At 72.3% G+C, this 11,997-nt stretch carries 8 protein-coding genes; 6 read left to right on the plus strand and 2 right to left on the minus strand.

Going from position 1 to position 11,997, the window contains the following annotated elements; all coding sequences use genetic code 11:
• From BLV05_RS09635 to BLV05_RS09650, 4 genes are read left to right on the plus strand one after another with little or no spacing between them, the layout of a single operon-like run.
• Positions 1-1,890: a S9 family peptidase gene (locus BLV05_RS09635; RefSeq protein WP_046770301.1), complete on the plus strand. Its 1,890-nt coding sequence runs from the start codon at positions 1-3 to the stop codon at positions 1,888-1,890.
• Positions 1,887-3,785 carry a S9 family peptidase gene (locus BLV05_RS09640; protein WP_046770302.1) on the plus strand — a complete coding sequence of 633 codons (1,899 nt, stop codon included), beginning with the start codon at positions 1,887-1,889 and terminating at the stop codon, positions 3,783-3,785. The genes BLV05_RS09635 and BLV05_RS09640 overlap by 4 nt, the downstream gene beginning before the upstream one ends.
• Positions 3,782-5,347, plus strand: coding sequence for a GMC family oxidoreductase (locus tag BLV05_RS09645; RefSeq protein ID WP_046770303.1), 1,566 nt, complete (start codon positions 3,782-3,784; stop codon positions 5,345-5,347). The genes BLV05_RS09640 and BLV05_RS09645 overlap by 4 nt, the downstream gene beginning before the upstream one ends.
• Positions 5,344-6,768 (plus strand): aldehyde dehydrogenase family protein, encoded by a 1,425-nt coding sequence (locus BLV05_RS09650; protein WP_052762721.1) that lies wholly within the window; start codon positions 5,344-5,346, stop codon positions 6,766-6,768. The genes BLV05_RS09645 and BLV05_RS09650 overlap by 4 nt, the downstream gene beginning before the upstream one ends.
• A gap of 169 nt (positions 6,769-6,937) precedes the next feature.
• Here the strand turns inward: BLV05_RS09650 and BLV05_RS09655 are convergent, their stop codons facing one another.
• Positions 6,938-7,576 (minus strand): GntR family transcriptional regulator, encoded by a 639-nt coding sequence (locus BLV05_RS09655; RefSeq protein WP_046770304.1) that lies wholly within the window; start codon positions 7,574-7,576, stop codon positions 6,938-6,940.
• Between the two features lie 7 nt (positions 7,577-7,583).
• Entirely contained in the window at positions 7,584-8,408 is an 825-nt protein-coding gene (locus tag BLV05_RS09660) for an SDR family NAD(P)-dependent oxidoreductase (protein WP_231948789.1), read from the minus strand.
• A gap of 161 nt (positions 8,409-8,569) precedes the next feature.
• On the opposite strand from BLV05_RS09660, the gene BLV05_RS09665 reads away from it, so the two are divergent.
• Together BLV05_RS09665 and BLV05_RS09670 are read left to right on the plus strand one after the other, a co-directional pair.
• Positions 8,570-9,691 carry a serine hydrolase domain-containing protein gene (locus BLV05_RS09665; protein ID WP_046770305.1) on the plus strand — a complete coding sequence of 374 codons (1,122 nt, stop codon included), beginning with the start codon at positions 8,570-8,572 and terminating at the stop codon, positions 9,689-9,691.
• Positions 9,692-9,717: 26 nt separating this feature from the next.
• Entirely contained in the window at positions 9,718-11,991 is a 2,274-nt protein-coding gene (locus BLV05_RS09670) for a S9 family peptidase (protein WP_046770306.1), read from the plus strand.
• Positions 11,992-11,997 lie beyond the last annotated feature (6 nt).

The following is an 11,997-nucleotide window of genomic DNA, read 5'->3' on the forward strand; positions in this document are numbered from 1 at the left end:
ATGGCCACGCCGAGGGTGATCGACGTCGAGGAGCTGTTCGCCGACCCGGAGTTCTCCGGTGCGTCGATCTCGCCCGACGGGAAGCGCCTGGCCTACCTGGCGCCGTGGAGCGGACGGACCAACGTCTGGGTCCGCGGCGTCGACGAGGAGCACACCGACGCGGTGTGCGTGACGCACGACGCGCGACGCGGCATCAAGACGTACTACTGGACCGACGACCCGCGGAGGCTGCTGTATCTGCAGGACACCGACGGTAACGAGGACTGGCACCTGTACCGCGTGGACCTCGACGCGCCGGACCAGCCCGCCGTCGACCTGACGCCGCTGCCGCCCGGCTCCCGGGTCATGGACGTGTCGCCGCTGTCGTCGCTGCCGGGCACGGTCGTGGTGTCGATGAACCGCCGGCACATGTTCGTCGACGCCTTCCGCGTCGACATCGCCACCGGTGAGACGACCCTGCACCGGGAGAACCCCGAGTCCGCGGGGCACTTCCTGTTCGGCCGGGCGGGCGAGGTCTTCTACTCGCGGATCGCCGAGGTCGGCGTGTGGGAGTTCTCCGCGGCCGACGAGCAGACGGGCGAGCTGCGCCCGTTCCACCGGATCGGCGGCCCGGAGTATCCGATGGGGGTCTACCCGGCGCACGTCGCGGCCGACGGGAAGGGCCTGCTCGTCGGCGTCTATCAGGGCACCGACGACCTGCGCCTGGTCCGTGTCGACGCCCACACCGGCGCCGAGACCGTGGTCGCCGCGATGGACGGGCACAGCCTCTGCACCATGGGCTACGTCTCGCGCACCCTCCCGCCCACCCTGTTCACCAGCCGGCGCACCGGCGAGGTCCTGGCCGCGCGGTTCGTGGGCGAGCGGCCGGAGCTCCTGGTGCTCGACCCGCACTTCGCGGAGGTGTACGCGGAGCTGTCCAAACTGTCCGACGGCGTGCTGGCGGCGGTCTCGTCGGACGAGTCCGAACAGCGGTGGGTCGCGACGTTCGCGCACGACCGCGAGCCGGGCCTGACCTACTACTACGACCACGGCACGCGCGAGAGCCGGCTGCTGTTCCGGCCCTACCCGCGGCTGGACCCGGCGGAGCTGGCGCCGATGACGCCGGTCGCGTTCGCGGCGCGGGACGGGCTGCCGCTACACGCGTTCCTCACCCTGCCCGCCGGCGTCGCGCCCACCGGGCTGCCGTTGATCGTGAAGGTGCACGGCGGGCCGTGGTGCCACGACTCGTGGGGGTTCGACCCGCAGATCCAGTTCCTGGCCAACCGCGGCTACGCCGTGCTCCAGGTCAACTTCCGCGGCTCGTCCGGGTACGGCGCGAAGCACCTCACCGCCGCGATCAAGGAGTTCGCCGGCGCGATGCACGACGACCTGATCGACGCGGCGAACTGGGCCGTCGAGCAGGGCTATGCCGACCCGGCCCGCATCGGGATCTACGGCGGGTCCTACGGCGGCTACTCGTCGCTGGTCGGGGTCACGGTCACCCCGGACTTCTTCGCCGCGGCGGTCGACTACGTCGGCATCTCCAGCCTGCCGAACTTCATGCGCACGCTGCCGGAGTTCCTGAAGCCGCTCATCGGCAACAGCTGGTACCGCTACGTCGGCGACCCCGAGGACCCGGCCGACGAGGCCGACATGCTCACGCGGTCGCCGATCACCATGGTCGACCGCATCCGCACCCCGCTGCTCGTCGTCCAGGGCGCGAACGACTCCAGGGTCGTCAAGGCGGAGGCCGACAACATCGTCGCCGCGCTCCGTGAGCGAGCCGTCGCGGTCGAGTATCTCGTCGCCGACGACGAGGGCCACGGGTTCCAGAACCCCGAGAACCTCGTCGCCATGTTCCGCGCGATGGACCGCTTCCTCGCCGAGCACCTCGGCGGGCGGTCGGCATGAGCGCCCCGGGGCTGATCCAGGTCGAGGAGCTGTTCGCCGACCCGGAGTTCTCCGGCGCGTCGATCTCGCCCGACGGGACGCGCATCGGCTACCTGGCGCCGTGGAGCGGACGGACCAACGTCTGGGTCTGCGGCATCGACGAGGAGCACGCCGACGCGGTGTGTGTGACGCGCGACGGCCGGCGCGGCATCCGGCGCTACTTCTGGACCGACGACCCGCGGTGGCTGCTGTATCTGCAGGACACCGACGGGAACGAGGACTGGCACCTGTACCGCGTCGACCTCGGCGCGCCGGGCGAACCCGCCGTCGACCTGACGCCTATGCCGCGCGGGTCGCGGGTGATGGACGTCGAGCCGTTCAAGGCCGTGCCCGGCAGCGTTCTCGTCTCGATGAACCGCCGGCCGCTGGACGTCGACGTGTTCCGGATCGACGTCGCCACCGGCGAGATCGTCCTGCACCGGGAGAACCCGGACCGCCGAGGCGGCTTCGTCTTCGGACCCGGCGGCGAGGTCGTCGCCCACTCGCAGGCCGACGACGGGACGTTCGAGTACCACGCCGTCGACGACGCGTCCGGCCGGCGGCGCCTGTTCCACCGGCAGGGCGGCCCGGAGCATCCGCTCGGCGTCCACCCGGCCCGGATCACCCCCGACGGCGCCGGGCTGCTCGTCGGGTCGTACCAGGACTCCGACGACCTCCGGCTGGTCCGCGTCGACATCGCGACCGGCGAGCAGAGCGTCGTCGCGGACCTGCCCGGGCACAGCCTGTGCATCGCCGAGGCCGTCTTGCCGGCGGCGCCCCCGACCCTGTTCACCAGCCGGCGCACCGGCGCGGTGCTGGCGGCGCGGTTCGTGGGCGACCGGCCCGTGATCCACGTGGTGGACCCGGGGTTCGCGGAGGTGTACGCGGCACTGTCGCGGCTCTCGGACGGGGTGCTGGCGGGGCTGTCGTCGGACGACTCGGAGCGGCTGTGGGTGGCGACGTTCGCGCACGACCGCGAGCCCGGGCTCACCTATCTCTACGACCACGGCACCGGCGAGAGCCGGCTGCTGTTCCGGCCGTATCCGCGGCTGGACCCGGACGCGCTGGCGCCGATGACGCCGGTCGCCTTCGCGGCGCGGGACGGGCTGCCGCTGCACGGCTTCCTCACCCTGCCGGTCGGCGTCGAGCCGGCCGGCCTGCCGCTGGTCCTGTTCCTGCACGGCGGCCCGTGGTTCCACGACGTGTGGGGGTACAACCCCACCGCCCAGTTCCTGGCCAACCGCGGCTACGCCGTCCTGCAGGTGAACTTCCGCGGGTCGTCGGGCTACGGCCGGCGGCACACCACGGCGGCGATCAGGGAGTTCGCCGGGACGATGCACGACGACGTCATCGACGCCGCGGACTGGGCGGTGAAACAGGGCTACGCCGACCCGGCGCGCATCGGCATCCACGGCGGCTCGTACGGCGGGTACGCGGCGCTGGTCGGGGTCACCGTCACCCCGGACTACTTCGCCGCGGCCGTCGACTACTGCGGGATCTCCAGCCTGCCGAACTTCATGCGCACGCTGCCGGAGTTCCTGCGTCCGCAGATGGTGAACAACTTCCTGCTCTACTGCGGCGACCCGGCCGACCCCGAGCAGGAAGCCGATCTGCTGGCCCGCTCGCCCATCACCATGGTCGACCGGATCCGGACGCCGCTGCTGGTCGTCCAGGGCGCCAACGACGTCCGCGTCGTCAAGGCGGAGTCCGACGCCATCGTCGAGGCGCTGCGAGCCCGCGGCGTCGCCGTCGAGTACCTCGTCGCCGACGACGAGGGGCACGGCTTCCAGAACCCCGAGAACGTCATGACGATGTTCCGCACCGTCGAACGCCACTTCGCCGCCCACCTCGGCGGCCTCAGTGAGGAGCAGCGGTGAACGATCCCGGGTACGACGTCATCGTCGTCGGCGCCGGTTCCGCGGGCGCGGCGCTGGCCGCCCGGCTGACCGAGGACGACGGCCGCCGGGTGCTGGTCCTGGAGGCCGGACCCGACTATCGCTCGGCCGACGCGCTCCCGGAGATCCGCAGCATCGAGCCGATGATCGTCCAGCCGACCGCGACGCTGCTGAACACGCACATGTTCCCGGGGCTGCTGGCGGCACGGACGTCCGCGCAGGACCGGCTGCCGTATGCGCGCGGACGCGGCGTCGGCGGCAGCTCCGCGGTCAACGGGCTGTTCGCGATCCGGGCGACGGTCGAGGACCTCGACGGCTGGGCCGCCCAGGGCTGCGCCGGCTGGGGCTACGACGACGTCCTGCCGCTGCTGCGCCGGCTCGAGAACGACCTCGACTTCGGCGACGAGACGTACCACGGCGACGACGGGCCGATCCCGATCACCCGTCCGCGGCACGAGGACTTCGCCGCCGTCGACGCCGCCGTCGACCAGGCCGCCCGGCGGCTGGGTCACCCGTGGGCGCCGGACCACAACGCGCCGGGCTCGACCGGGGTGTCGCCGTACGCGCTCAACAGCTTCGGCACCGTCCGGGTCTCGACCAACGACGGGTACCTCCAGCCGGCCCGCGACCGTCCCGGCCTGCGCGTCGTGGGCGACGCGCTGGTCGAGCGCATCCTGTTCACCGGGAACCGCGTGACCGGCGTGCGTGCGATCGTCGCCGGTGCGCCGGTCGAGTTCCGCGCCGCCGAGGTCGTGGTGTCCGCCGGCGCCATCCACTCGCCGGCGGTCCTGCTGCGCTCGGGCGTCGGCCCGGCCGGCGAACTGTGCGACGCCGGCGTCGACCCGGTCGCGGACCTTCCGGTCGGGCGCAACCTGCAGGACCACCCGAGCATCGCGCTGGGCCTCGGCCTGCACCAGGAGATCGACTACCGCGGCGTGCCCATGCGTGGCCAGGTCTGCGTGCGGTTCACCACCGGCGTCGGCGACGAGGTCAACGACGCCATGATCGCGGTGACCGGTGCGCTGGGCCTCGGTGTGCCGGCCGCCGGCGTCGTCGGCTGGGTCAACCGAGTGACGTCGACCGGACGCATCCGGCTGGCCGGCACCGATCCGGCCGCCGATCCGGTGGTCGACTTCGACCTGCTGTCCCACCCCGACGACCTGCGGCGATTCCGGGCCGTCGTCGACGAGCTGCGGACGTTCGCGGCACAGCCGGAGCTCAAGGAGATCGCGCCCGAGATGAGCCTCAGCGGCCTCGGCGCGGTCGCCGCCGATCCGGCCGAGACCATGAGCGACGACGAGTTCGCGCGGTTCGCCCTCGCCGCCGTGAGCGACACCGTCCACGCGAGCGGAACCTGCCGCATGGGCGATCCGGGTGACCCGGACGTCGTCGTCGATCCGGCCGGGCGGGTGCTCGGCATAGACGGCCTGCGCGTGGCCGACGCGAGCATCCTCCCGTGGGTGACCCGGGCGAACACCAACCTGACCGCGATCCTCGTCGGCGAGAAGGTCGCGGCATCGATGCGCGCGGAGGCCACGACATGAGTGATCACGACTGCACGATCCGGGAACTGGTGGGCACGACGGCCGCGGTACCGGCCGGGGAGCTGGACCCGGTCCTGACCGACCCGGACACCGGGCAGCGGCTGCATCCGCAGCGGGCCAGCGCGCCCGAGAGCGTGGAGACGGCGGTCGCGACCGCGTGGGCCGCTCACGCCGGCGGCGTCTGGTCCGACCTCCCACGCGGCGAACGCGCGGCCGCGCTGCGCCGTCTGCACACGGAGCTGGCCTCGCGCACGGAGGAGCTGGCGCGCGCGGACAGCCTGGACACGGGCGTGCCGCGGGCGACGACCGCCGCCCTCATCGGCGCGGTGGCCCAGCTGCTGGACCTCGGCGCGACCCAGATCGAGGACGGGTTCGAGCACACCGAGCAGCTCTCGTCGGCCGGGGCATGCGACCAGTGGCGACTGCCCTGGGGTCCGGCGGCGGTCTTCATCCCCTGGAACGCGCCGAGCCACCTGGCGATCGTCAAGACCTCCTACGCCCTGGTCGCCGGGTGCCCGGTCATCGTCAAACCGTCGGAGTGGGCACCGCACTTCTCCGGCGTGTTCGCCGACGCCGTGCGGGCGGCGCTGCCACCCGGCGTCGTCCAGATCGTGCACGGCGACCGCACAGTCGGCGAGGCGATCGTCGGCGACGAGCGGATCGCCGCCGTCTCGTACACGGGCGGCGTCGCGGGCGGCATGGCCGTGGCCGAGGCGTGCGGGCGGCTGCTCAAGCCGGTCGACCTGGAGCTGTCCGGCAACAACCCGGTCGTCGTGCTCCCCGGCGAGGAGCCGAAGGCGGTCGTCGAGCAGGTCGTGACGGCGATGCTGACGCTGAACGGGCAGTACTGCATCGGGCCGCGGCGGCTCATCGTCCCGGAGGCGGAGGTCGAGGACTACCTGGCCGCCCTCGGGCCCGTCCTCGACGCCGTGCGCATCGGCCGCACCACCGATCCGGACGCCCAACTGGGTCCGCTCTCGCACGAACCGCACCGCCGCCGCATCGACGACCAGCTCGCGGAGTTCGCCGCGCGTGGCTGCGAGGTGCGCCGGTATGGGCGGCTCCCGGATGCCTCCGGGCACTTCGTGGCTCCGGCGGTCGTGCTGACCGACCCGGCGCCGGAGCTCAGAGAGGAGATCTTCGGCCCGGTGCTGCAGGTGCGGACCTACCGGGAGCTCGACGACGCGATCACGACCGCCAACGACCATCCGTACGGGCTGGGCGGCTACGTGTTCGGCACCGACCGGGAGGCCGCCCGTGCGGTGGGCCGGCGGCTGCGCGCCGGCCTGGTCCGGCTGAACTCGGCCTACGGACCGCCCGACGCCGACCCGGTGGCGAGCATGTGGGGGGTCAGCGGCCTCGGCGAGCTGGGCACCTGGCAGGGGCCGGCCTTCTTCACCGGAGCCCGCTTCGTCGGCTGAGCATGGAGATGTGGCGCTAGCCCTTGCAGATATGAGTGCCTGGAGTAGCGACCGCCCATCGCATCAACCTGCGGTGGGCCCGACCGCCTTGGCCAGGCTGGTCGTCGCACAAGAACCGGCATATCGGGCGCCGTCACGACGATCAGCCTTGCCAAGGGCGGCGCGATGATCACGGTCTGAGGTGGCGCCGCATCAGGGCCTCGGCGGCCGCGCCGTCGCCGGCCACGATGAGGTCGACGAGCTCGAGATGCTCGGCCGCGGCGTTCGCGAGCGCGCCCTGCTCCACGAGCGGCGCCAGGCCGTGAAGCCGCGTCTGGTCGCGCAGGCCGGCGACGAGGTCGACGACGCGCTGGTTCCCCGCGTGGCCGAGCAGCTCGAGGTGGAAGCGCCGCTCGGCCTCGTTGTAGCCGATCAAGTCGCCGGCGCTCGCCCGGTCGACGATGCTCCGGGCGAGCTCGCGCAGGGCGGGGATGTCGCGGCCGAGGATCGACGCGATCGCGCGGCGGACGGCGGGTGGCTCGACCAGCAGGAGCAGCTCGGTGATCTCGGCGAGGTCCCGCTCCGACACCTCGGTGACGCGGAACCCCTTGTTCGGCACCGTCGACATGAGTCCCTCGCCGACCAGGTCGAGCAGCGCCTCGCGGACCGGCGTCGCGGAGATGCCGAAGTGCTGCCCGAGACTCGGCGCGGAGTACACGTCGCCGGGCTCCATCTCGCCGGAGACGATGGCCGCCCGCAGGGCCTGGGCGACGCGCACGCGCAGGCCCTCCCGCTTGGGGATCTCGGTGAACGCCGGCGTGGACGTCATGACACGGCTACTTCGGGGGCAGCCGGACGCCTCCGTCGACGCGGACCACCGCCCCGTTCAGGTAGGGGTTGGTGAGGCACTCCATGACCATGCGGGCGACCTCGTCGGGAAGGCCGAGACGCGAGGGGAAGAGCACAGACCGGCCCAGCCGCGCCTTGAACTCCTCGGCCTGCTCGCCCACGCCGTAGATCGGGGTGTCGACGAGGCCCGGCGCGACGGTGTTGAGCCGGATCCCGCTGACCGACAGGTCGCGGGCGACGGGCAGGGTGAGGCCCACGATGCCGCCCTTGGAGGAGGAGTACGCGGCCTGGCCGATCTGGCCGTCGAACGCGGCCACGCTCGCGAACGCCACGATCGCGCCGCGCGCGCCGTCGGCGTCGGTCTCGTTGCGGCTCATCGCGGTGGCGGCGAGGCGGATCGTGTCGAAGGTGCCGATCAGGTTGACCTCGAGCACCTTCCTGTACATCGCGAGATCGTGCGCCGAGGCGAACTCGCCGTCGCGGCCGATGGTCCGCTGCGCCGGTGCGAAGCCGGCCGAGCAGACGACCGCGCGGAGCGGACCCAGCGCGACGGCCCGTTCGACCGCGGCCTGGAGCTGCTCGGTGCGGGTCACGTCGGTCTCGACGAAGACTCCGCCGATCTCGTCGGCCAGCGCGCCACCCGGGCCGGCCTGGAGGTCGGCGACGACGACCGCCGCGCCGGCCGCGGCGAGCCGCCGGGCGGCGGCCGCGCCGATGCCGGAGGCGGCGCCGGTGACCAGCGCGGACGCGCCGGCGAGCTCGACGGGACCGTGGCCGGGGGTGGTGATGTCACGGGTCGGGGCGGGGGTCACTCTTCCTCCTCGCGAGACGGTGCGGCCGTCCTAGTGCCTAGAAGAACAGCCGATCTGTGTGGATGATTCACTACCCAGAGGATGACGTCAATGATGCCCTGGTGTAGTGCACCAATGGTGGGGTAATCTGCGCCTATTCAGCTAGGTGAAAGGGCGTCGAGATGTTGACCTCAGCCGACCTTCCCCGCCTGCTCTCCGACCTCGATCGGGAGGCCGAGGACTACCTCGTCACCCGCGACGAGGCGACGCTCATGATCGGGCTGTCCGTGCGGGGCGAACGTCATGTCCGGAGCTTCCGGTCACCGGGCGCCCAGCACGCCCCGCTGCCCGACGAGCGGACGATCTACGAGATCGGCTCGGTCTCGAAGGTCTTCTCGACGACCGTGCTGGCCGTGCTGGAGGCCGAGGGGCTGATCGGGCTCGACGACCCGATCGGCGCGCACCTGCCGAAGGACCTCCGGCTGCCGGAGCGGATCGCGTCGATCACCGTCCGGCAGCTCGCCACGCACAGTTCCGGGCTCGGCTCGGTCGGCCGGCGCCACCAGGCCTTCATCGACGAGGAGCTCCGCGGCACCGAGCCGCCGTTCGGCGCGTACACCCACTACCTGCGGTACCGGAAGGAACACCTCTACGCCGACCTCGAGGACGCCGAGCTGGTGTACCCGACCGGGCAGGGCTGGACGTACTCGATCATCGGCATGGGGACGCTCGGCCACCTGCTGGAACTGGTGACCGGGAAGCCGTACGAGCAGCTGCTGAAGGAGACGGTCTGCGCCCCGCTGGGCCTCGCGGACACCGGCTACGCGCTGTCCGAGGAGCAGCAGGGCCGGGTGGTGTACGCGTACGACGGCGGCGGGCAGCCGTGCCCGAACTGGTACCACGACGTGCTGCTCCCGCAGGGCGGACTGCGCTCCACGATGACCGACCTGCTCGCGTTCGTCGAGGCGAACCTCGCGGCCGGTGCGGCCGCGGACGGGTCGCCGCTGTCGCGGGCCATGCGCACCGCCCGCGAGCAGTACTTCGCCGTCCCCGACGGGTTCGCCATGCCCGACGGGAGCGAGCCGCCCGACTTCGTCCAGGGCCTGGCCTGGCGTGGGCTGGACCGGCCGGACGGACTGGCCTGGTGGCACCCGGGGACGACGTTGTTCTACCTCGCCGGCGCCGGTGTGGACGACCGCGCCGGGGTCGGCTTCGTCGTCCTGTACTCCGGCCGCAGGGCGCTCGTCGAGAGAGACGTCCTGCACCCCCTCCAGCGGGAGTGGTTCCGCCGCGCCTGTCTGTAGCCGCCGTCTCCCGAGGAGCGATCGCCATGACCGCCGACCTGACCGCCCGCTACGCCAAGGCCGAGGCCCTGCTGCCGCACCACCTGAAGGAACTGGTCCGCACCCCACGCGTGACGCCCCAGTGGATCGGCCGCACCGAGACGTTCTGGTACCGGACCAGGACGGCCGAGGGTGTGCGGTTCGTGGTCGTCGACGCCGAAGCCGGCACGAAGCGGCCGGCGTTCGACCACGAGCGGCTCGCCCGCGCGCTCGGTGACGTCCTGGGGGAGGAGGTCGATCCGGCGGCGCTGCCGTTCTTCTCCATCGACCTGCTCGAGGACGGCGCGGTGCGCGTGGTCGTCGGGGAGCGGCGGATCGAGATCGCCCTCGACGACTACGGCGCGACGGTCCTCGGCCCCGCCCACCCGGCCGAGTCGCCGTCGCCGGACGGGCGCTGGGCCGTGGGGATGCGCGACCACAACCTCTACCTGCGCGACACCGCCACCGACGAGGAGCGCCAGCTCACCACCGACGGCGTCGAGTCGTACGACTACGCGACGATGGCGGACTCCTGTGCCAACCTGGTGATGCAGGAGAACCTCGGCTTCACCATGCCGCCGCTGGTCGTGTGGTCGCCGGACTCGACCCGGTTCGTCACGCACCGGCTCGACCAGCGCCGCGTCGGGCTCATGCACCTGCTGCGCTCCGCGCCGCCGGAGGGCGGCTTCCGGCCGAAGCCGATGGCCTATCGCTACGCCGTCGTGGGCGACACGACGGAGAACCTCGCGACCTCGGAGTACTTCGTATTCGAGGCGGCGACGGGCGCGGTGACGCGGGCCGCCGGCGAGCCGTTCCTCACCCCGTTCGTCCCCACCATCGCCTACGGCTTCCTGTGGTGGAGCGCGGACGGGGCGACCGTCTACTTCCTCTCCAGCGACCTCGGCGACCACACCGCCCGGCTGAACGAACTCGATCCCGGGACCGGCGCGGTCACGGTCCTGGTCGAGGAGACGAGCACGTCGCACATCCTGCACGGTCCCCAGCAGCAGGACAGCAACGTCCGGGTCACGTCGTCTGGCGAGGCGCTGTGGTGGTCGCGGCGCAGCGGCCACGGCCACCTCTACCGGTACGGCCGCGACGGCTCCGTCACGACCCTGACCGCGGGCGACTGGTCGGTCCGCCACGTCGTGTCGATCGACGAGGACGCCCGCCGGGTCGTGTTCACCGGCGGCGGGCGCGAGCCGGGCTCAGACCCGTACCTGCAGGAGCTGTACTCGGTGTCGCTGGACGGCGGTGAGCTCACCGCGATCACGTCCGACGGCCGCGACCACGCCTGCGCCGCGTCGCCGTCGGGACGGTTCTTCGTCGACAACACGTCGCGGTACGACGTCGAGACCGTGTCGGTGCTGCGCGACCGCTCCGGCGCTGTGGTGCTGGACCTCGAGCGGGCCGACGCCGCCGCCCTCTACGCGGCCGGCTGGACGCCCCCGGAGCGCGTCGTGGTGAAGGCCGCCGACGGCGAGACGGACCTCTACTGCGCCATCTACAAGCCGCACGACTTCGACCCGTCGGCGACGTATCCCGTGGTCGAGGAGATCTATCCCGGCCCGCAGATCTCCACCGCGCCGCTGCGCTTCCCGCTGTCCGGAGGCGTGCTGACCGGCGAGCGCAACGCCGCGGGCTTCGCGGCGCTCGGGTTCGTCGTCGTGGCGGTCGACGGCCGGGGTTCCGCCCTGCGCGGCAAGGACTTCCAGGACTTCGGCCGCCGCGGGCCAGAGGGCGAGTTCGTCGGCGACCACGTCGCGGCGATCAAGCAGCTGGGCGCGACCCGGCCGTGGATGGACCTGGATCGGGTCGGCATCTACGGCCACTCCGCGGGCGGCTACGCCTCGACCAGATGCATGCTGCTCGCACCCGAGTTCTACAAGGTCGCGGTCTCCTCGGCCGGCAGCCACGACAACCGCCCGAACCACGTGTGGTGGGCGGAGAAGTTCTTCGGCTCGCCCGACGAGTTCGACTTCGCCGCTCAGTCCAACCCCGAACACGCCGCGAAGCTGAGGGGCAAGCTGCTGCTGGTGCACGGCGAGATGGACGACAACGCCACGCCGCACCTGACGATGCGCCTGGTCGACGCCCTGATCAAGGCGAACAAGGACTTCGACCTCCTGATCGTCCCCAACGCCGACCACCGCCTGATGATCGGCACCGCGTACTGGCTGCGGCGGCGCTGGGACTACTTCGTCCAGCACCTGATGGGCGAGCCGCCGCCCGCGTACCAGATCGCCGACATCCCGATCGATCCGGAACTGCTGGCGCCCTGACGGCTC

It is taken from the genome of Jiangella alkaliphila (assembly GCF_900105925.1).
Lineage (GTDB): Bacteria > Actinomycetota > Actinomycetes > Jiangellales > Jiangellaceae > Jiangella > Jiangella alkaliphila.